The organism is Planctomycetia bacterium, from assembly GCA_021413845.1.
GTDB lineage: Bacteria > Planctomycetota > Planctomycetia > Pirellulales > PNKZ01 > PNKZ01.
This window is the reverse complement of sequence record JAIOPP010000034.1, coordinates 49973-70130: the sequence shown is the minus strand read 5'-3', so window position 1 is coordinate 70130 and position 20158 is coordinate 49973. Positions and strand designations below refer to the sequence as shown.

The following is a 20158-nucleotide window of genomic DNA, read 5'->3' as shown; positions in this document are numbered from 1 at the left end:
TGTGCATCAGCTTCATCGCGACGACGTTCATCCCCTTATCTTCGAAGCGGCTTAGAATCCGGCCAACGAGCCGTCGCTCTACGCAGTCGGGCTTAAACAAAATGAGCGTACGTTCCATGGACCGAAATCTCCAACGCGAAGCTTTTGAAGTAATGAGGAAGAGGCCGCATTTTAGGGATGCGGGCCATTTTGCTCAAGGCTTCGCGAGCTCTTTCAGCTTAATGTTGCGAAACTCGAACTGCCCGCCGAGCGTCACTTCCGATTGCAGCCCGATGTAGCCCTCGGCCGTATCGATGCCGTCGGTCTTCCACGCCGGCTTGCCGTTGATCTCGAGCTCGGCCGTGTTGCCGACGACCGTAAGCCGGAACGCGTTCCACTCGCCGTTCTTATACAGGCCCGTGCTAGCGGCGCTCTTGATCGAGGTAAGGTTCCCCTCGCCGCCGGTTTTCAGGTTCACTTGAAACTTCTTCGGCCAATGCGCTTTGCCGGCCGGAAGGTCCGCGCGGAAGTGAACGCCCGAGTCGTAATCCGCCGGCTTCAAGTTCTTGCACTCCCAGCTCAACACGAAATCGACATATTTGTTCTCGGTTCGGATCCACCCTTCGCCGGCCTTCAAGAGGAGCACGCCGTCTTTCACTTCCGTCTCGCACTCGGTAACGACCCAGCCGCTGAGATCCTTGCCGTTGAAAAGCGAGACCTCGGCGGTATTCACCGGCCTCGCAGCAACGGGTGCATCAACCGGCACAGCGACGGTCGCAGCGGGCACTGCAACGGGCACAGCCGTAGTTGCCGAAGCAGCGGAGCCCGGCTTCACCTCCGGCTTCTTTGCCTCGCAACCCGCGAGCGCGAAGACGAAACTCAGGCATCCGAACGACAGGAACAGAGGGCATGCGCGAACGAGCGACATAGGATCGGTCCTTGGAAAATACTGCGATGCGGGACGACGCCAGTGTAGGGACGAAGAAATCGGGATGCAACGCAGCGGCAAAGACCAAAGTAGCAGGCACGTTCCACGTGCCGTAGCCACATGCGTCGTTCAAGCTGAGTGCAGCATCGAAACAACTCTCCTGGCGAGCGGCCGGTGTAAACCGGCCGTTCTAAGTCGTTGATTGACGAAGCCGCTGTGGTCGCAAGAAGTCCTCCGTGGCGGACGGCACGTGGAACGTGCCTGCTACTTTGGACGATTGGCCGCTCCCCTGCTGTTTCGGCCGCGGATATTCATCGCGCGGCTATCGTTGCCCGTCCTGTGACAAAAGACTCCCCCCGACTATCATTAAGGATTCCGAATTTTCATTCGTTCGCCTTTCCATCGCTGCCGCTCCCCGATGCCCATTCGCCTCTCCAACTTGCGGCTCTCGATCGACGCTCCGGAAGCGGCGTTGCCGGCCGAAGCGGCGGCGCTGTTGAGCGTTAGGCCGGAAGAGATTCGCCGCTGGCGCATCTTGCGGAAGAGCCTCGATGTGCGCGACAAGCGCGATCTGGCATTCGTCTACTCGACCGAAATCGTCGTGGCTGAAGACTCGCCGGCCGTCGAGTCGCGGCTGATCGCGCAGGCGCAGCAGCGTCGCCGCGGCATCCAAGTCGAGCAGTTCACCGAGCCGCCGTTCGAGATGCCCCGCCCCGGCACCGAGCCCCTGCGCGAGCGGCCGGTCATCATCGGCTCCGGACCGGCCGGTTTGTTCGCGGCTTATTTTCTCGCCCAGGCCGGCTATCGTCCGCTCGTGCTCGAGCGCGGCAAGAACGTGCGCGAGCGGATCGGCGACATTCGCGCCTTAGAAACCGAAAACGGCCCCCACGATCCCGAGAGCAATTATCTCTACGGCGAAGGGGGAGCCGGCACGTTCAGCGACGGCAAGCTCACCTGCCGCAACACCGGGCCCGACGTGCGCCGCGTCCTTGAAATCTTCGCGGAGTGCAAAGGGAAGGCCTCGGTGCTGTACGACCACCGTCCGCACCTGGGGAGCAACCGGCTGCCGGCCGTCGTGAAAGCGCTCCGGCAGCGCATCGAAGGGTTCGGCGGCGAGTTTCAATTCAATTGCCGCGTCGAAGATCTCGACTTCGCGGCCGGCCGGATGCGCAGCCTCAGCACATCGAGCGGCCCGATCCCGGCTTCGGTCGCCGTGCTGGCGATCGGCCATAGCGCGCGCGACACCTATGCGATGCTCGTCCGTCGCGGCGTGCCGATGGTGCAGAAGCCGTTTCAGCTCGGAGTGCGCATCGAGCATCCGCAAGACCTCGTCAATCGCGTGCAATACGGAGAGACGCGCCAGGAAGAGCGGCTCGGCTCGGCCGACTACACGCTCATCGCCCACGGACCGCAGGACCTCTTCAGCTTTTGCATGTGCGCCGGCGGGCAAGTGATTCCGAGCGTCAGCGAGCCCGGCTATTTTTCTTCGAACGGCATGAGCCTCTCGAAACGCGATAGCCCGTTCGCGAACTCCGGCTTCATGATCACGCTCGACCCGCAACACTTCGGCTCGACCGACATCCTCGCCGGCGTCGAACTGCAACGCCGCTACGAAGCCCAGGCGTTCGCCCTCGGACGCGGCGAGTATCGCTGCCCGATTCAATGGGCTCGCGACTTCATGGCCGGCCGCACAAGCACAGGCTCTCCCCGTACGAGTTATAAACGCGGCGTCGTAGCGACATCGATCGCCGACGTCGTCCCTCCGCAAGTCGCCCAGGCTCTGCATGGCGGACTGCCGCTGCTCGATGCCCGTTGGCAAGGCCGCTTCCTTCCCGAGGCGACGATCGTCGGCCCCGAGGCGCGCGGCAGTTCGCCGATTCGCATGCCGCGCGACAACGAAACCCTCGAAAGCACCGGCATCGCCGGCCTGTACCCGATCGGCGAAGGGGCGGGCTACGCCGGCGGCATCGTCAGCGCAGCGGTCGACGGCTTGCGGGTCGCCAAGTCGATCGTCGCGCGCTATGCCCCGCTCGAAGGCCGTGCCTCGTCGGAAGGAAAGCACGGATGATCTTGCTCGATGTCGTCGACGTAGTGAAACACTTCGGACCGGAGCCGATTCTCGACGGCGTCAGCTTCGAGGTGCGCCCCGGCGAGAAGATCGGCCTCGTCGGCCCGAACGGAGCGGGCAAGTCGACGTTGATGAAGATCCTGGCAGGCAAGCTCGATGCCGATGCCGGGAGCGTCGCTTTGCATCGTACTGCGCGACTCGAATACTTGGAGCAACAACCGGAGTTCGTCCCCGACCGCACCTTGTGGGACGAAGCAAAGACCGCGATGTCGCACTTCGCCGCGCTGGTCGACGAAGCCGGCGACGTCGCCGATCTGCTTGCGGCGACCAAGGACGACGTCGAACACAAGCGCCTCGCCGCGCGGTACGACTTCCTGCAACATGAGATCCAGCACCACGACGCGTACAACCTCGACTATAAGATCGAGCGCGTCCTCGGCGGCCTCGGCTTCACGAGCGAGACGTTCGATCGCCCCTGCGGCGTGCTGAGCGGCGGCCAGATGAACCGGCTGCTGCTCGCCAAGGTTCTGCTGCGCGAGCCCGACGTGCTGCTGCTCGATGAGCCGTCGAACCATCTCGATATCGAAGCGACCGAGTGGCTCGAGAACTTTCTTTCCACCGCCGATCAAGCGGTCGTCGTCGTCAGCCACGATCGCTACTTTCTCGACAAAGTGACGAACCGAACTTTGGAGCTTTATCACGGCACCATCGATGAATACGTCGGCAACTTCTCGGCCTATTGGCTGCAAAAGCAAGAGCGTGTGAAGGTGCAGGCCCGGACGTTCGAGAAGCAACAAGAGTACATCGCCAAAACCGAAGAATTCATTCGCAAGAATTTCTACGGGCAGAAGTCGGCCCAAGCGAAAGATCGCGAAAAGAAGTTGGATCGCGTGGAGCGCATCAATGCCCCGCGCGAAATCATCGGCCCGCCGATGGGCTTCGCTCCGGCCACGCGCACCGGCGACATCGTCGTGCGCGCGGAGCATTTGTCGAAAGCCTTCGATCGGCCCCTCTTCTCCGATCTGACGTTCGACATCTTGCGCGGCGAGCGCTGGGGCATCCTCGGGCCGAACGGCACCGGGAAGACGACGCTGCTGAAGATGATCGTCGGCCGGATCGAGCCGACGAAGGGGAAAGTCGCGCTCGGCACCAACGTCCGGCCCGGCTATTACGATCAGCTGTTGCAAGGGATCGACGACGATGCGCAAACGCTCGACGCCGTTCGCCCGCCGCATAAGGAATTCAACGAGCCGCAGCGCCGCGACCTGCTGGCGAAGTTCGGCCTGACGGGCGAGATCGTCTTTCAGAAAGTGCAAAGCCTAAGCGGCGGTGAGCGGAGCCGTGCGGCGCTCGCGCGGCTTTCCGCTCAAGACCCGAACTTCCTCATTCTCGACGAACCGACGAACCATCTCGACCTCTGGGCCTGCGACTCGCTGGAGCGTTCGCTGCTCAACTTCGAAGGAACCGTGCTGTTCGTCAGCCACGACCGGTACTTCCTGAACCGCGTGTGCGATCATGTGCTCGTCGTCGAACCGGAGCGGTTCCGCGTGATCACGGGCAACTACGAAGACTACCAGTTGTTTATTCAAACGCGGCTCGCCGAGCAGCAGGCCGAAGCGGCGGCGACGAAGCAGAAGACGGCGACCGCCGTGAAGCCCGGCGACGATACGAAAGACGCCGGCAAGAAAGAGCGCCGCAAACGGAAGTTCCCGTACCGTAAGGCAGCCGACATCGAAGCCGACATTCTCGACCATGAAATGAAGCTCGAAGACGTGCAGGCCCGGATGATCTTGCCCGAAACGGTGCGCGACGGCCGGCTGGTGCGCCAATGCCAAGCCGAGCTCGACGAGCTACGCGCCGGGCTCAAGAACCTGTACGAGCATTGGGAAGAAGCGCTCGAGTTGAATTCGTAAAGGTTGAATTCGGAGCGGCAGGCGCTCACAATAGCCGCATCGCCCATGCCCGCCTATTAAGGAATCCGTCTATGTTCGATCGTCGCGAATTTATGAAGGTCGCTTCCGCCACGACCGCCGCTGCGCTCACGCTCGGCCAAGCCTCGCCGAGCCGGGGCTATGCCGCGAACGAGACGATCAACATCGCCTGCATCGGCACCGGCGGTCGCTGCCGCGGGTTGATGAAGGCCCTGGTGAAAGTGCCGGGCGTGCGCATCGCGGCCGTCTGCGATATTTGGGACATGCACCTCGAGCTCGGCAAGCAACTCGCCGATCCGCAAGCGATCACCTCGAAGAAGTGGCAAGAGATTCTCGACCGCAAGGACATCGATGCCGTGCTGATCGGCACACCCGATCATTGGCACTCGCCGCTGACGATCGCAGCCTGCGCCGCGGGGAAAGACGTGTACGTCGAGAAGCCGCTGACGCATGACCTCAGCGAAGGCCAAGCCGTGATCGACGCGCAGAACAACTACAAGCGCGTGGTGCAGGTCGGCATGCAGCAACGCAGTATGCCCCACTTGCAGAAGGCCCGCGAGCTGATTCAAGCCGGCGCGCTGGGCGAAATCCACAAAGTCCATCTCACATGGAATCGGAACCAGCCGCGCCACAAGCTCAACAAGCTCGGGATCGATCCCGCGACCGTCGATTGGAAGTCGTTCCTCGGCAACGCGAAGGAGCAACCGTACGACGAATACCGGTTCCGCAATTGGCGTTGGTTCTGGGATTTCGGCGGCGGCATCCTTACGGACCTGATGGTGCATTGGATGGACGTCGCCAACTGGCTCGTCGATCTCGACAAGCCGGAATCGGCCGTCGCGATCGGCGACCATTTCCAAACGGCCGGCCTCTGGGAAACGCCCGACACGATCCAAACGCTCGTGAACTATCCCGACCGCAAAGTGCAAGTCTACTTCGAAGGAACGTTCGTCAACGCGCGCAATGCGTCGATGATCGAAGTGATGGGCCGCGACGGCACCCTTTATGCCGACCGAGGCGGCTACATCCTCTTCCCGGAACGGAACAGCAAGACGCCGAAAAGCGAAATGATTCTCGGCGAAGGCCCGCGCGGAGCCGATTTCTACACCAATCCCGACGGCGAATTGCTGCACCTCACGAACTGGGTCGACTGCATGCGGAGCCGCGCGAAGACGAACGCTCCGGCCGAAGCCGGCGTCTCGGCAGTCTACGCTGCGCACTTAGGAAACCGAGCCTACCGCACAGCCACGGTCGCGAAGTGGAACGATAAGGCGTAAGTAGCAGGCACGTTCCACGTGCCGTAGCCACGTGCGTCGTTCGAGCTAAGTGCAACATCGCGACGCACGCAGCCTCCTTTCACACGCAGCCTCCTTTCACACGCAGCTCCGTTCACACACAGCTTCCGTTCAATAGCCCCGGATGCATATCCGGGGCCACACGGTAACGATCGTTCCTTATCAGCTGTGGCGGACGGCACGTGGAACGTGCCTGCTACATTGGCCCATTTCTTCGCGTTGAATCTTGCCGCGTGCCGTGCGATGTTGAGCTGCGTGAGGAGACGAGACTCCGACCTCCGGTAGGTTTCGACGCGTTGCTTGTTTTCGTTCACGCGAGACCGGCGACGACGAATCGCGATGGGAAACTTCGAGCTTCGGCCGCGCCGCTTGTCGCCGCCGTGGTTGGAACGAATCGAGCGCTAAGCTCGGTCCCTCGCGACGATGGTCGATCGGGCGAGAAAACAATCGCTCGATGTCTTCTTCCGGCCTGCGGTGCGTGAGGGTTTGCTTCGTCGAACACACATGCATCGCGATCCTCGGTCGTCTTGCGTTCGTGGATGAAACGCAAAACGAACTAAACCGAGGATCGAAACTTGCACGACGTTCTCTGCGAAGTTGCAACATCGCAGAGAACGCTTCGCTGCCGTGGGCGTCGTCCGGTGCGTCGTCGCGCGAGTCAGTCTTTCTTCACGAAGAAAGCCGGTTCGGGCGGAATGCTCTGCGCAGAGAATGTTTTGACAAGAAGCCTAAGCCCGCTCGGGCGACGACGCACGAACTTTTTTTCAAGTCGCACCACATTACAACAAGGCGCGATCACGGCCGTGCCGTGCGCTAACCGCGTAGCATCGAGACCTCTTCACGGAGCGATTCGACTTCGGCCTTGAGTTCGCGCAGCTCTTCGCGCAGCGATTCCACCGCCTCGCGCCATTCGGCCGACGATGAAGCCGAAGCCGTCGCCGGACTGGAAATCGCAGGGTTAGAAGTCGTTTGGCTTATCGCAACCGAACGCGAAGGGGTCGGTTCATCGTCGTCGTCGCGGCTTCGCGAACCGCTGATCGCGCCGCTCAAGGCCATGGCCGGTTGGGCTTCATAATCGCGGCGGACCTTTTCCAACTCGCGGGGCTCGTAAAGATTATGCGTCAGCACATGGCCGCGACCGTCGGAAGTGAGCGAGACGATCAGGTTCTTCGTCTTCAACGAATGGAGCACGTTGCGCAGCGTCGTCAGATCGGCGATCGGCTCCATGCGCGAGGCCCGTTGGCGAAGCTCTCCTTCGCTCTGCGCGCCGCGCAGCAAGAGCTCGGCCATGACCGCCATTTCGGCCTTCTCGATGCCGAACCAGTCGTTGAGATAGTGCCGGAATTTTTCCGTCCGGCCGTTGCCTTGCACCACGGCGATTGCGCCGAGGTCGCGCAAATGCTCGAGCGGCGTGTCGAGTTGGTCGCTCTCGATCTGCATCACCGGATAGCGATTATTCTTTTGGTTGCAGCCGGTCGTGATGCCGTTGAGCGTCATCGGATAGCTTTCCGGCACGGTCTTGGCCTTTTCGACCAGCACGCCGAGAATGCGCCGCTCGAGCGCGGAGATCGGCTGCCATTTCGGTTTCGTCTTTTCGGCCGGTTCGTGTTGCGCGTCATCCATGGCGAACGATTCCCTAAGGGCCTGCGAGCGGTCGTGCGAAGACCGGAAACTTTGCGATGCACACGATTGTACCGCAGGCCGGCCGCGAATAAATTGACGACTTCCCGAATTCCCTCCCGAGAGAGCTCGCCCGCCATGCGTATCGATGCCGTCGAATTGTTTCACGTCGCCATGCCGCTGATCAGCCCTTGGCGAACCGCGTACGGTGCCGACTACACGGTCGAGTCGGTACTCGTGCGCATGGAGAGCGACGGCCGTTACGCCTGGGCCGAGTCGTCGCCGCTGGCGGCTCCTTGCTATAGCCCGGAATGGGCCGGCGGCATCTTCGCCGTGATGAAGAAGTGGCTCGCTCCGACCTTGGTAGGGCAGTTCGTTTCGACCGGCGACGACTTACAAGCGAAGTTCGCACACTTCAAAGGGAACCAGTTCGCCAAGGCCGCGCTCGACAATGCCTGGTGGACGCTCGACGCCCTGCAAAAGGAAACGCCGCTCTATAAACTGCTCGGCGGCAAGCGCAACTCCGTCGACGTCGGAGCCGATTTCGGCGTGGCCGATTCCGTGAGTGCGATGTGCGACGACATTGCCGTCGCGCTCGACGCCGGACACAAGCGCGTGAAGCTGAAATACAAGCCGGGTTGGGACATCGAAATGCTGCGCTTCGTGCGGAGCCGGTTCCCGACCGAGGTGTTTCACATCGATTGCAACAGCGGCTATCGGATCGACGACTTCGAGATGTTCTGCCGGCTCGACGACTTCAATCTCGCGATGATCGAACAACCGCTCCAGCACGACGACCTCGTCGACCATGCGCGGCTGCAAAAAGAAATTCGAACGCCGATCTGCTTGGACGAGACCGTCGTCTCCGTCGATCGCGCCGCGATGGCGCTCGATCTCGGCAGCTGCCGCTACATCAACATCAAGCCGGGCCGGGTCGGCGGGCTGACGAATGCCGTGAAGATTCACGACCTCGCGAAGGCCGCGGGAATTCCTTGTTGGGTCGGCGGAATGCTCGAGAGCGCCGTCGGGCTACAGGCCATGATCGCGCTCGCCACGCTCGACAACTTCACTTACCCGGCCGATATTTTTCCGTCGTCGCGGTTCTATACCGACGACCTCGGCAAGCCCGAGCTGTTTCTCACGCCGAGCCCGATCGACGGCACGCCGCAAGTCGCGGCGATGGAAGTGCCCGGCATCGGCTGCGAGCCCGATGCGAAGCTATTAGAAAAATGTACGGTCGAGCATACGCGAATCGAGACGTAGACGCTTCAAGCAGTTCCGGGCAACAGACTTTCCAGGAGCTTCGCCGTGTCGTCGAGCGCCGTATTGCCGGCGAGTTTTTCGGCGAGCGTGCGGCAGGCGGCTTGCACGTCGGGCGACTCGAGCAGCGGCCGAAGCTTGGCGGCCAAACGCTCGCCGGTGAAATGCTTCGGCTTGAGCTCGGCGCCGACGCCGAGCCGGATCGCGCGTTCGATGTTGTCGGGCTGGTCGTGCGACATCGGCATCACGACCTGCGGCACGCCTGCCGCGAAGCCTTGCGACATCGACCCGATGCCGCCGTGATGCACGAGCGCCGCGCAGCGAGGAACCAGATGCGTGAACGGTACGAAATCGAAATACCGCACCGACTCGGGAAGCGACTGCGGAATCTGGTCGGGATGCCGCGTGAGCAAGATGCCGCGTCGGCCGAGGCGCTCGCACGCTTCGACGGCCGCGGCGAAGAACTTCTGCCCGAACGTCATTGCGGAGCCGGGCGTGAAGGCGATCGGCGGCGAACCGGCGGCGAGGAACTTTTCGACTTCGGTGCCGAGCGGCGTGACGTCGTGTTCGTCGTACAGCGGAAAGCCGGTGAGCCGAACTTGCGGAATCCAGTCGGGCTGCGGCGGGGCGAACCACGCGGGAAACATACCGATCGTGAGCGAGGGAGAGTTCAGCCAATGATCGAAGATCCGCTTCACCGGCGGCAAGCCGAGCTCGCGACGAAAGCCGTTGAGCTCAGGGCCGAGCAGTTGATCGACTACGAGTCGATCGGCGAGCCAATACTGCGCCGCGATGAGCGAGCGCGGCAGCCACGCTTGCGTCGCCATTCCGGCGAGTCGGCCCGGCTTGAGGTTGCTGCGGAGCATGACCGGTTGCAGATGGATGGTCGCCGTGGGAACGCCGAGCTTGTCTTGCGCCACGCGCGCGCCGAGCGCGAGCGTCGACGCGCCGACGATGGTTCGTCCCGGCTCGTAGCGCCGCGCGACGATATCGTACACGCGGCGGATCATCGGCACGACGGCTTGCTGCATAATCGTCTTCGGACCGCGCAGCGGGTGCCAGATATCGGGATTCCGCAGCATGTCTCCATACTCGTCCTTCGAGATCATCTCGATGAACTCGAGGCCGACGCTGCGAATGAGCGGGCCGAAATAGTCGGACGCGATGATCGCGACATCGTGCCCACGACGCTTCAGCGCCAGGCCGATGCCGACGAACGGATGCACATCGCCCGCGCTGCCGAGAGCGGCGAGAATAACACGGCGCGGCGAGCCCGCGAGCGGCGAAGAAGAGTTCATTCGCGGAGACTATTCGCCTTCGACCGCGCGGCGCACGAGATCGCTGTCGAAGTAGTTCACTTCCATCCCGGCGTCGACCGTCACGGTCTGCGCGTTGATGCCCGACGAGCGTGGGCTCAAGAGAAACGCGGCGACGTCGGCGACTTCCTGCGTCTTGAGCGCGAGCTTCCGGAGCGTGGCTTGCTCGGCGTAGAGGTAGGCATCGATGTAGCCCGGAATGCCGGCCGATGCGGACGTCTTGAGCAGCCCGGCACCGACGGCATTGAAACGAACTTGCGAGAACTTGCTGAACGACTTCGCGAGAAAAGCCAACGAAGAATCGAGCGCGGCTTTTACAGGAGCCATGAAGCCGTAGTTTTCGGCCGCCATGCGAGTCGTCGAAATGGAGATGGCGACGACCGACGCGGACGAAGCGAGCGTCTTCTCGAAGGCCTTCGCGAGCGCGATCAACGAAAAGCACGAGACATCGATCGAACGCAAGAACGCCGAACGGCAAGTCTCGTGAAACGGCTTCGGTCCTTCTTCGTAGTCGGCGAAGGCGATCGAATGCAACAGGCCGTGCAGCACGGGATACTTCGCGGAGACTTCGTCGCGGAGGCGATCGATTTCGGTTTGCCGTTCGACATCGCACACGAAGATGTCGGCGCCGGGAAGGAGCGCGAGCAACTGGTCGCGACGTTGCGGCGAGCGGACGGCGTAGATGATCAGGCAGCCGGCTTCTTGCAAGGCTTTCGCCACATGCCAAGCGATGCTCTTCTTGTTGGCGACGCCGCAAACGAGGATCGTCTTGCCGGCGAGTTGCAGAAAGTCGGGCATCGGGCGCTGAGCTTTCGGCGCAGAGTTCATGGCCGCTGGGTTTATCGTCGCTGGGCTCACGCTCACGGCGCTCATGCTCGGAGTTGCGATCACTTCGCCGTTTGCCGAATCGGTTTCTTGAAGATTCATCCGTTGTTACCTAGCGAGGCGCAGCCATCGTGCAGGCGAAATCGAAACGGGCCGCAACTTCGCGACCGCAGGAAATCTTAGCCTTCATAAAATAAGCTTCGCCGAGCCGTTCGACGAGGTCAACTTCGATATCAATCGTTTCTCCCGGCCGAATCATCCGCTTAAATCGGACGGAATCGATCCGGGTGGCGACCGGAACCTTGCCGGCAACCTCGGCGGCCTGTTTCGACAATAAAACCGCTCCGGCCTGCATTCCGGCCTCGCACAGCAGCACGCCGGGCGTCAGGGGAAAGTCCGGATAATGACCCTGATAGAAGTATTCGTCACCGCTGAAGGTCTTACGGCAATGAATGTGCTTTTCGTCTTGCGACACCACTTCGTCGATCAGCAAAAACGGCTCGCGGTGCGGAATCGCGGCTTTGATTTCGGCGAGCGTCATCGAAGTTCCGGGAAATGGACGAGACGGGACGAAAGGTTAGAGCGTCGCTGTTTCGACGGGAGAACGCTGGGAACCGGAGAGATAAGCATCGACGTCGTTCGCGACGATCACACCGTAGTTCACCGCGCCGAGCCAGCCCGACATGATGATTCCGACGCTCCCGGCATGATACAACCCGGCGACTTGCTGCGGCACGGCCCGACTGACGGCCAAGCCCTCGAACTTCGTGCCGAAGCTCGCGCCGTCGAGATGCCGCGTGTAGTGCTCGAAAGTCTTCGGGGTCGAGGCTTCGATGTGCTCGATCCGCTCGCGAATGTTCGGCACGTATTTTTCCATCGCCGCAAGCGTCGTCTCGATCAGGTCGACTTTGCTCGCTTCGTAGTCTTCGCGCGAAAGCCCGGACCAATCGGCGTAGTTGGCGTTGGTGCTCGAAACGATCAGCGACCGATCGCTGCCGGGCCGAGTGCGCGGGTAGTAGAACGAGTAAGTCCGACTCGTCACGTCGCGGCTCAACAGCGCTTCGGTGCGGAAGGCGGGTGCCGTCGAGCTGAACAGCAAGTCGCCGTTCGATTCGTCGAGCGGATCGCCCGGCTTGAGCGCCACATACACTTGGCAACTCGAATTGTTCAAGCGAACGGCGCGGGCCTCGTCGACGAAGCTCGGATCGAAATGCTCGGCCCCGACGAGGTTGAAGATCGTGCTGCGCAGGTTCGCGTTCGAGACGATCGTACGGCAGGCAATCGTCCGGCCGTTGACCGTCACGCCTTCGACCTTGCCGTGGCGAACGTGAATCTTTTCGACGTCGCTGCGAATCCGCAAGTCGACGGCGTTCGCGGCCATCTCTTCTTTCATCAGGCCGATGAGGCGATCGGTTCCGCCTTGAAACGTGAAGACTCCCTTCGACATGAAGTTGGAGAACACGATGCCGTAACTCACGGCCGGATCTTCCAACGTCGAGCCGTTGGCGTAGGTGATCGGCTCCATCAACAGCCGAATCACGTCTTCGCGGCCCGGAAAAAACTTCTGGAAGAATTGTCCGGTGGTCTGATCTTTGTCGTCGTAAAAGTTCAGCGAACGGGCCGCATCGAAAAACGCCGTGACCTGCTCGGCCGGCACATGAAACTTCTCGACCAACTGGCGCGTGAAATCCTCGCGGTCGAAGGTCGTCGAAAGCGAGAACATCGGGTTGTCGAACTTGATGTTCTTCAGCTGCACGATCGAGTCGGCGATCTCGCGCGTCCAATAGCGCCGGCAGCTTTTGATCATGCCGATCGGGAAGCCGTGCAGCGAGATGTCGAAGATGTGTCCGCCGGCTCGCTTGAACCAGGTCGCCATGCCGCCGAGTTGGTAATGCTGCTCGAGCAGCAAGACGCTGCGGCCGGTCTTCGCCAGCGTGTTGGCGGCGGTCAGTCCGCCGAGGCCGCTGCCGATGACGACGACATCGTAAGCATCGCGGCAGCCTTTAAGAAAATCTTTCGCCATCGTTACCGAGCGCGGGGGATACGTGTAAGGGAGAAGCAACTTCCGTGTTCACACAGCGGCGATCGGCGACCTCGGCGAAAGCCCAAGCCGAGCCGATTTTCGGCCGCGAACTCGCCGCTTTCAAACCGCCGGCGTTTGCAGCAAATGGCGGTTAGCCATCGAGATACCGCTTACCAATGCACCGATGATGCCGACGAATCCCTGATCGGTCCCGCACAGAAACAGATTGGGGAGAAACGTCATGCCATCGTACCGCTTTTTGGGTGCGCCGTAAATCGCTCCGCCCACATGGCCCGTGTAGCGCACGACCGTCGTCGGCGTAAACATATCGGTTTCGACCGTATGCGGCCGAATATCGGGGAGAAATCGGAGCGACGTCTCGGTCAGGGCCGCGAACCAACGCTCTTTTTCTCGCAGATAATCCTCACGAGACAGTCTGTTCCAGCCGGCGAAATCGGCGAGCGCCGTCATCCGCACGAGGTTCTCGCTGCTCGGCTCTTCGAACTGAAAATTGTCCGGCACGCACAAGACGCCGCTTCGCAGGTCGACGAGTTCCGTCGGGCGGTGCCAGTGGAAACGGTCTTCCGTGCTGAAGAAGACGATCGTCTTATCGCAGCCAAGCTCGCGCGGCGGGCGATCCAAAGCGGCCATCGTTTCGATGAACGAAAGCTGCCCACCTTCGCTTTCCGCTTCCGGCTCGGCTCGTTCGCAAAGCCGCATCGTCTCGACGTAGCCCGCGCTCGACAACACTTGCCGCGCTTCGAGTTGCGTCCCGTCGTCGAGCTCGACGCCGATCGCGCAACCGCCGTCGTGTACGATCCGCCGCACTCCGGCCCGCAGCTTGAGCTCGCCGCCGAGCTCCTTGTAGCGTCTGACCAACTGCTTCAAGATCGGGCGAATTCCTTCGGCGGGGCGCGCGAAGCCTTCGAGAAAAATGCTGCGAAACATGATGAAGAATTGCGCGAGGTCCATGTCGTTTTCCCGCGCGCTGCCGTAATACATCAGCGGGCAAAACAGCATGTCCACCAAGAGCGGATCGCGAATGATCCCGCCGACGAACTCGCGGGCCGAAGCGTCGGCCGTCTCCAGCGCCAGCGCATCGAACTCGGGAATCGCCCCGATCAAGCGCTCGAAGTTGTCGATCTCGCGCGGAAATGCGCGAGCGACCTCGGCGCGCAAGACATCGATGTCGTTCGTGAAGTCCAGCTTGGCCGAAGGGAACGCGATCGCCGAACCGACTTGCTGCTTCAAAGCGAAATCGTCCCACGAGAAACGCAGTTGCCGCAGCAAGCGCGCGAGCGGACCTTTTTTCGAGCCCTTCGCCGTGTAGTTCGTTACGGCGTGCAGACCGACGTCGTAGTTGCGTCCGCGCAGCCGGTAGAACGAGTTCAACCCGCCGATCGTCGTATGACGCTCGAGGATGCAGACCCGCTTCTCATAGTGGGCGAGCCTGATCCCCGCTGCGAGCCCGGACATTCCGGCGCCGATGATGATTGCGTCGTACATAGCTGGCCCGATCCGGCGCCGAGAAGCGTCAGACCTTTTGCAGGTCGCGCATCCGAGGCTCGAGATATTCGACCGTGCTGTCCATGCTCTTCAGGTGCAAGTAGTCTTCTTCCGGCACTTGCACGCGGTAACGCTTCCGCAATTCCATCACGATGTCGAGGAAGTCCATGCTGTCGAGTTGCATCTGCTCGCGGAAGGCAACGTCGTCCTTGAGATTGGAAAGGTCGTCGTCCGGCGCAATATCGGAAAGAATGTCGAGGATCGTTTCCTTGATATCGTCTTTGGTCATTCGTCGGATTCCTAGAAGCTTCGAAAGCGGAGTCGTCTGTATTTTAAATTTTAGCGGAGGATTTCAAAAGTCTGCGAAAATGCGTCTCTGCGGTACGTGAAACGGGTGAGTGTTTCCCGCATCGCGCGAGTCTAAATGCGTTTGATGATCACGGCCGAATTGATACCCAACATACCGAACGAATTATTGAGGATATAGTCGACTTGGACACCTTCATGCGGCTGATTTTTCACCAAACCGGCAAGTTCGCAATCGGGATCGACCTCGTCGAGATTGATCGTGGCATGCACGGCTCGGTCTTGAAAGCTGGGCAAGTTGCCGGCCAGCTCGAGCGCTCCGGCCGCTCCCATCGCGTGGCCGATGAAGCTCTTGGCGTTGTTGAACCTTGTTCGAGGATTGTTCTTAAACACCTTTCGGAGCGCGATCGCTTCTTGCACGTCGCCTCCCGAGGTTCCCGTCGCGTGCGTGCTGACGATGTCGATCTGCTCGGCTTCCAAGCCCGCGATGCGCAGCGCCTTCTCGACACACTCCGCTTGCCGCTCCGGGCTCGGCAGCACGAAGTCGCCGGCATCGCTGTTCATCGCATAGCCGACGAGTTCGCCGTAGATCTTCGCTCCGCGTCGCTGGGCGTCGCCGTAGCGTTCGAGCACGTACATGCAGCCCCCTTCGGCGACGACGATCCCGTTGCGGGCCTTGTCGAACGGGCGCGAGGCTTTGGTCGGGTCGGCGTGGGAAGCCAGAGCCCCTTGGCTTTTGAAGCTGGCGAAGATGCCGAACGTATGCGTGCTTTCCGAAACGCCGCCGGCCAAAGCGACATCGACTTCGCCGAGGCGGAGCATCTGGGCCCCTTGGATCAGCCCCGCATTCCCGGCGGCGCAAGCTGCGCCGATCGTGTAGTGCGGGCCGGTGATCCCCATGTTGATCGTGATCTCGCCGGCCGGGTTGTTCGCCACGGTCCGCGGATTGTGATGGTGCGACCAGAATTTCACGTCGTAATCGTACTGCTTCAAGGCATAGACTTCGTTCTCGGTCTCGACGTTGCCGTGCTCCGTGATACCGACATAGACGCCGATCATCGACTTATCGAGGTTTGCGAAGTCGAGCCCGGAGTCGAGCACCGCTTCGCGCGTGCAATAGATGCCGACGCTCCCGGCGCGCGTCCCGCGCTTGCGGTCTTTCTTCGATTGGTGCCGCGTTTCTTCGAAATTGCAAATACCGGCCAAGGTCGGGCCGACATAGCGGATATCGTACGCGGTCACTCCGCTCCGCCCGGCGAGCAGGCTGGTGCGAAACTCGGCCAAGTTGTTGCCGTTCGGCGAGGTCAGCCCGATCCCGGTAATCACAATCCGTTGATTGTCGGGACGGCCCGGGGACATACTCTGAATCCTTGCCTAAAGTGTTAGACCGGAAAGATTAACGACTTGTCGCCGGATTGACAAGGAGGCCGCCGAACGAGGCATTCTCCGTGTAGTATGCGTCATTTATGGATCCAAGCCCGCAGTCGCAACATTCCCTGATGCAAGGAAACTTGGGGGTGATAGGAAAGGTCCGCTTCGGCATTTTTAAGGCTGAAGTAGTGATCCATCGCCAATTGGCAGGCGAGGAAGCGCGTCATCAGCGGTTCCTCGCGAGTTTTACCGAGCACTCGGAACGCGAATTCCATCGCCCCGCCGACGGCATACGCCGCACGAAACGGGACCAACTTCCTCACGTGCGGCAAACCCGCCAGCTTAAGCACGTCGTTGATCCAGCCCCAACAGTTGACCGGTTCCCCTTGCGAAAGGAAATAAGCCCGCCCTCCGACCGGCCCCGGCTTGGACAGCCGATCGAGCGCGAGCAGGTGAGCCGCGGCGGCGTTCTCCACATAGATCACGTCGACCAGGTTCATTCCATCGCCGACTCGCTTGAGCTTCCCGCGCCGAGCCCGATCCAGCAGCCGCGGGATCAGGTGTCGATCGCGTGGGCCCCAGATCAGATGCGGCCTGAGCGCGCAGGTATGCAACGTGCCCGGCCGATGCGCCGCGAGCACCTCTTGCTCGGCCAGCGCTTTCGTGTGCGGATAGTGGGCGAGCCAGCGCTTCGGATACGGAACCGATTCATCGACGCCGCGCTGCGGCGAGCCGTCGAACGTCACGCTCGGGCTGCTTGTATAAACCAATCGCGGAACGGAATTCTCGCGACACCCTTCGACGACGTAGCGAGTGCCGAGCGTGTTCGTCGCATAGAAATCTTGCCACGGTCCCCAAATGCCGGCGATCGCCGCCGTATGGACGACGGCGTCCATTCCGCGACACGCCGCGATCACGGCTGCGCGATCGGTGATGTCGCCGAGCGCCGTCTCGACGCCGAGCTTCGCCAGCGCAGCGGAGGGCGTGCGACAAAATCCGCGCACGTCGTCGCCGCGAGCCCGAAGTTGCTCGACGATGTACTCTCCTAAGAATCCGGTCGCGCCGGTAACGAGCACCTTCATGGCTCGGCCCTCGGCGGCACGCCCAACTTTTCCGCGGCCCACACAGCCAACTTCTCGCGAAAGATTTTCGAGTTGTGACGAATATCGACTGGTAGCGCCGGATGAAACAGAAAGTTCACGATGCCGAACGTGATCGGATTCTTACGGGCCATCTCGCGCAATTCCGCTTCCAAACGCGAGGTGCGCACGGTCCGTCCTTTCACCAATTCGCACACGATCACCGGCCGCTCCTCGCCGATCGGCCCGACGCCGACGAGCGCCGACCGCAACACACTCGAATGCTGATTGAACACTCCTTCGCACGGATCGGTATAGCGAGTGCCGGTCGCCATGCGCACTCGATGCGCGACGCGCCCGCAAAACCAAAACCGATCTTGCGCGTCGAGATAACCGGTGTCTCCCATCCGATGCCAAAACGTCTCACCGTCCGTGATTTTCGCTTGCGCGTTGGCTTCCGTTCGTGTCGCATAGCTCGCCGTCACGACCGCTCCGCGCACGATCAATTCGCCGATCTCTCCGACCGGCAATCGCTCGGTCTGTGCGATATCGGCGATCGGCCCGTCGACGATGCGGATCACGCGTCGCTCGATGCCGGGAAACGCGCGGCCGACGCAGGTTCCGCGTCCCGCAGCCCAGGCTTTCGCCGTTTCACCGAGAATCTCGGGCGAGGCGATCGTCGATACCGGCAACGCTTCGGTAGCGCCGTAAGGAGTGTGAAGCCGACCTCCATCGGCCAAGCAGGCGGTCATTCGTTCGATCACTTTCGGCGGTACCGGAGCGCCCGCGCTGTAGGCTTCGCGCAAGGTCGGCAAACGAATCCCGCGCGTCGTGCAATATCGGCCGACCTTGTCCCACACGGCCGGCGAGGCAAACGATTGCGTCGCGCGCCAATCGTTCACCGCGTTGATGATGTTCTTCGGGTTCACCTTCGCGGGGCGTGAAGCATCCATGCGCGGAACGACGGTCGTCACACCCATCGCGGCATTGAACAAGCCGAACAGCGGAAAGCACGCGACGTTTACTTCGCCGGCGCGGATCCCGTAGCCGTCCCGAATTTCTTCGACCTGACGATCGAAGTTGCCGTGCGAATACAACACACCTTTCGGCGGGCCGGTGCTGCCGGTGGTGAAGATGATCGCCGCCGGATCTTGCGCACGCATCGCCGCGCACGCGTCGTCGCTCGTCGCGGCCTTCTCACCCAGCGCCCGCACGGCATCGAGCGTGATGCCGTCCCAATACAACTTTCGCCCGACGGTCACATTCCACTGCGCGCGAGGAAAGCGCTCACGAAAGAAACTCCGTACGGCCTGCGCCGCCGGAATCGCGACGAAGCCCTCCGGCTCGGCGTCGGCTAAGCACTTCAAAAGATTTTTGCGTCCCATGCCGGGATCGATCAAGATGCTCGTCGCGCCGACTTTCAATAATGCAAAGACCAGCGTCACGAACTCGATGCTCGGCTTCACCAACAGCGCAAGTCGCGTCCCACGCACGACGCCGTACTCACGCAACCCGCGCGCAATCCGATCGCTATCGGTTTCCAACTCGGCGAAAGTCGCTACGGCATAGCGCCGCTTACCGAAGGGGATCAGCTTGCGCCGCGTCATCACGACGGCCGGCACGTCTACCATCTCGCTCGCATACTGCGCTAGCCGACGTGCCACGTTCGACGATTCGGTGTTCAACGGGGGCAGAGAACTCATGCCCGACACCCGACTGCGGCGCGGCGCACGCCAACTTGCTCGCGTACATGCTCCAGCACTAACCGGGCGACATCGACGTCGAGCGCTTGCGCCAGCGCCTTCCAACCCGGCACGGCGTTGACTTCGATCGCCGCCAGCCGGCCATCGCGCAGCGGCAACAGATCGACGCCGGCGAGCGATGCCCCAACCGCCTCGGCCGCGCGCCGAGCTTGTTCCACCAGTTCGTCCGTCAGTTCCAGCGGCTCCGCCACGGCACCGCGCGAGCAGTTAGTGCGCCAGTCGTGAGGGTTGCGCCGCCGCATCCCGAGCACGCGCCCCCCGACGACGAACAGCCGCAGGTCGAATCCGTCGTGATGGATGAACTCCTGCAGATAGATGACCGAATTCAGACCTTCCAGCAGTCGGAAAGCCCGCTCGGCCATCGCTTCGTCTTGCAGTCGGGCGATGCCTCGCCCTTCGGAGCCGAAGATCGGCTTCACGACGACGTCGCGCCCGAGCGCCTCGAAAGCGAGCAGCGCTTCGGCTGCGGATTGGCAAACGATGGTCCGCGGCGTCGTGAGCCCGGCGGCTTGCAGTCGGGCCGAAGTCAGATACTTGTCGACCGCGGCTTCGACCGCTTTCGGAGGGTTCACCACGGCGACCCCAAGCGCTTCGAGTCGGGCCAGCGCGTCCATCCGAAACACGACCTGCTCCAACGAACCGGGCGCCATCGTGCGTACGAGCACCGCGTCGAACGTGCGCAAGTCGAACCCGCCGGCGGAGATCGTTTCGCCGTCGCATTCTCCTTGGCCGAGGCTCGCGCTCAAGCCGTCGAAAGGGACCGCCGTGAGCTCGTCGCCCGTCGCGGCCGCCGCGCGCTGAAGATCGCGCAAGTACCAACTATCCGGCGATCCGAGTACTGCCGTTCGCATGCGCGCCTGTCGATCCGAGGGCTTCCGTGCGCGGCTG

The 20158-nt window shown here is 61.8% G+C and carries 17 protein-coding genes; 4 read left to right on the top strand and 13 right to left on the bottom strand.

The window, feature by feature from the left end; translation table 11 throughout:
* Positions 1-118 (bottom strand): nucleoside-diphosphate kinase (locus K8U03_07395; GenBank protein MCE9604714.1); only part of this gene is annotated, 118 nt, incomplete at its 3' end.
* A 75-nt stretch (positions 119-193) separates the two neighbouring features.
* A complete protein-coding gene (locus K8U03_07390; GenBank protein ID MCE9604713.1) occupies positions 194-907 on the bottom strand; it encodes a DUF1080 domain-containing protein in 714 nt (237 codons plus the stop codon).
* A gap of 418 nt (positions 908-1325) precedes the next feature.
* Between K8U03_07390 and K8U03_07385 the strand changes: the two genes are divergently transcribed.
* The 3 genes from K8U03_07385 (at position 1326) to K8U03_07375 (ending at position 6183) form a co-directional block, all read left to right on the top strand.
* Entirely contained in the window at positions 1326-2975 is a 1650-nt protein-coding gene (locus K8U03_07385; protein ID MCE9604712.1) for an NAD(P)-binding protein, read from the top strand.
* Positions 2972-4888, top strand: coding sequence for an ABC-F family ATP-binding cassette domain-containing protein (locus K8U03_07380; protein MCE9604711.1), 1917 nt, complete (start codon positions 2972-2974; stop codon positions 4886-4888). The genes K8U03_07385 and K8U03_07380 overlap by 4 nt, the downstream gene beginning before the upstream one ends.
* Positions 4889-4959: 71 nt before the next feature.
* Entirely contained in the window at positions 4960-6183 is a 1224-nt protein-coding gene (locus tag K8U03_07375; GenBank protein ID MCE9604710.1) for a Gfo/Idh/MocA family oxidoreductase, read from the top strand.
* Positions 6184-7014: 831 nt separating this feature from the next.
* Here the strand turns inward: K8U03_07375 and K8U03_07370 are convergent.
* Positions 7015-7824, bottom strand: coding sequence for a DUF480 domain-containing protein (locus tag K8U03_07370; protein ID MCE9604709.1), 810 nt, complete (start codon positions 7822-7824; stop codon positions 7015-7017).
* A gap of 135 nt (positions 7825-7959) precedes the next feature.
* Here K8U03_07370 and menC point away from each other — a divergent pair, with 135 nt between their 5' ends.
* On the top strand, positions 7960-9084 hold the full coding sequence (gene menC / locus K8U03_07365; protein MCE9604708.1) for an o-succinylbenzoate synthase: 1125 nt from the start codon (positions 7960-7962) through the stop codon (positions 9082-9084).
* Between the two features lie 5 nt (positions 9085-9089).
* On the opposite strand, the gene K8U03_07360 is transcribed toward menC, so the two are convergent.
* From K8U03_07360 to K8U03_07315, 10 genes are all read right to left on the bottom strand, one after another.
* Positions 9090-10379, bottom strand: a complete 1290-nt coding sequence (locus K8U03_07360; protein ID MCE9604707.1) for a glycosyltransferase — start codon at positions 10377-10379, stop codon at positions 9090-9092.
* 9 nt (positions 10380-10388) lie between these two features.
* Positions 10389-11225: an SDR family oxidoreductase gene (locus tag K8U03_07355; GenBank protein ID MCE9604706.1), complete on the bottom strand. Its 837-nt coding sequence runs from the start codon at positions 11223-11225 to the stop codon at positions 10389-10391.
* Between the two features lie 109 nt (positions 11226-11334).
* On the bottom strand, positions 11335-11763 hold the full coding sequence (locus K8U03_07350; GenBank protein MCE9604705.1) for a beta-hydroxyacyl-ACP dehydratase: 429 nt from the start codon (positions 11761-11763) through the stop codon (positions 11335-11337).
* 36 nt (positions 11764-11799) lie between these two features.
* Positions 11800-13245, bottom strand: a complete 1446-nt coding sequence (locus K8U03_07345; protein ID MCE9604704.1) for an FAD-dependent oxidoreductase — start codon at positions 13243-13245, stop codon at positions 11800-11802.
* A 120-nt stretch (positions 13246-13365) separates the two neighbouring features.
* Complete coding sequence (locus K8U03_07340; GenBank protein ID MCE9604703.1) at positions 13366-14751, bottom strand: NAD(P)/FAD-dependent oxidoreductase; 1386 nt, start codon at positions 14749-14751, stop codon at positions 13366-13368.
* A 28-nt stretch (positions 14752-14779) separates the two neighbouring features.
* Entirely contained in the window at positions 14780-15040 is a 261-nt protein-coding gene (locus K8U03_07335) for an acyl carrier protein (GenBank protein ID MCE9604702.1), read from the bottom strand.
* A 131-nt stretch (positions 15041-15171) separates the two neighbouring features.
* Positions 15172-16416: a beta-ketoacyl-[acyl-carrier-protein] synthase family protein gene (locus K8U03_07330; protein ID MCE9604701.1), complete on the bottom strand. Its 1245-nt coding sequence runs from the start codon at positions 16414-16416 to the stop codon at positions 15172-15174.
* Between the two features lie 101 nt (positions 16417-16517).
* Positions 16518-17510 (bottom strand): NAD-dependent epimerase/dehydratase family protein, encoded by a 993-nt coding sequence (locus K8U03_07325; protein ID MCE9604700.1) that lies wholly within the window; start codon positions 17508-17510, stop codon positions 16518-16520.
* The gene (locus tag K8U03_07320; protein MCE9604699.1) at positions 17507-19210 is read right to left on the bottom strand and encodes an AMP-binding protein; all 1704 of its coding nucleotides are present in this window, start codon (positions 19208-19210) and stop codon (positions 17507-17509) included. Before K8U03_07320 ends, K8U03_07325 begins: the two co-directional genes overlap by 4 nt.
* Complete coding sequence (locus K8U03_07315; GenBank protein ID MCE9604698.1) at positions 19207-20121, bottom strand: RimK family alpha-L-glutamate ligase; 915 nt, start codon at positions 20119-20121, stop codon at positions 19207-19209. The genes K8U03_07320 and K8U03_07315 overlap by 4 nt, the downstream gene beginning before the upstream one ends.
* Positions 20122-20158: the final 37 nt, after the last annotated feature.

Excerpts from the sequence above, each read along its gene's own strand:
- K8U03_07390 (MCE9604713.1), bottom strand. The coding sequence starts at position 907 with ATGTCGCTCGTTCGCGCATGCCCTCTGTTCCTGTCGTTCGGATGCCTG.
- K8U03_07385 (MCE9604712.1), top strand. The coding sequence starts at position 1,326 with ATGCCCATTCGCCTCTCCAACTTGCGGCTCTCGATCGACGCTCCGGAA.
- K8U03_07380 (MCE9604711.1), top strand. The coding sequence starts at position 2,972 with ATGATCTTGCTCGATGTCGTCGACGTAGTGAAACACTTCGGACCGGAG.
- K8U03_07375 (MCE9604710.1), top strand. The coding sequence starts at position 4,960 with ATGTTCGATCGTCGCGAATTTATGAAGGTCGCTTCCGCCACGACCGCC.
- K8U03_07370 (MCE9604709.1), bottom strand. The coding sequence starts at position 7,824 with ATGGATGACGCGCAACACGAACCGGCCGAAAAGACGAAACCGAAATGG.
- menC (MCE9604708.1), top strand. The coding sequence starts at position 7,960 with ATGCGTATCGATGCCGTCGAATTGTTTCACGTCGCCATGCCGCTGATC.
- K8U03_07360 (MCE9604707.1), bottom strand. The coding sequence starts at position 10,379 with ATGAACTCTTCTTCGCCGCTCGCGGGCTCGCCGCGCCGTGTTATTCTC.
- K8U03_07355 (MCE9604706.1), bottom strand. The coding sequence starts at position 11,225 with ATGAACTCTGCGCCGAAAGCTCAGCGCCCGATGCCCGACTTTCTGCAA.
- K8U03_07350 (MCE9604705.1), bottom strand. The coding sequence starts at position 11,763 with ATGACGCTCGCCGAAATCAAAGCCGCGATTCCGCACCGCGAGCCGTTT.
- K8U03_07345 (MCE9604704.1), bottom strand. The coding sequence starts at position 13,245 with ATGGCGAAAGATTTTCTTAAAGGCTGCCGCGATGCTTACGATGTCGTC.
- K8U03_07340 (MCE9604703.1), bottom strand. The coding sequence starts at position 14,751 with ATGTACGACGCAATCATCATCGGCGCCGGAATGTCCGGGCTCGCAGCG.
- K8U03_07335 (MCE9604702.1), bottom strand. The coding sequence starts at position 15,040 with ATGACCAAAGACGATATCAAGGAAACGATCCTCGACATTCTTTCCGAT.
- K8U03_07330 (MCE9604701.1), bottom strand. The coding sequence starts at position 16,416 with ATGTCCCCGGGCCGTCCCGACAATCAACGGATTGTGATTACCGGGATC.
- K8U03_07325 (MCE9604700.1), bottom strand. The coding sequence starts at position 17,510 with ATGAAGGTGCTCGTTACCGGCGCGACCGGATTCTTAGGAGAGTACATC.
- K8U03_07320 (MCE9604699.1), bottom strand. The coding sequence starts at position 19,210 with ATGAGTTCTCTGCCCCCGTTGAACACCGAATCGTCGAACGTGGCACGT.
- K8U03_07315 (MCE9604698.1), bottom strand. The coding sequence starts at position 20,121 with ATGCGAACGGCAGTACTCGGATCGCCGGATAGTTGGTACTTGCGCGAT.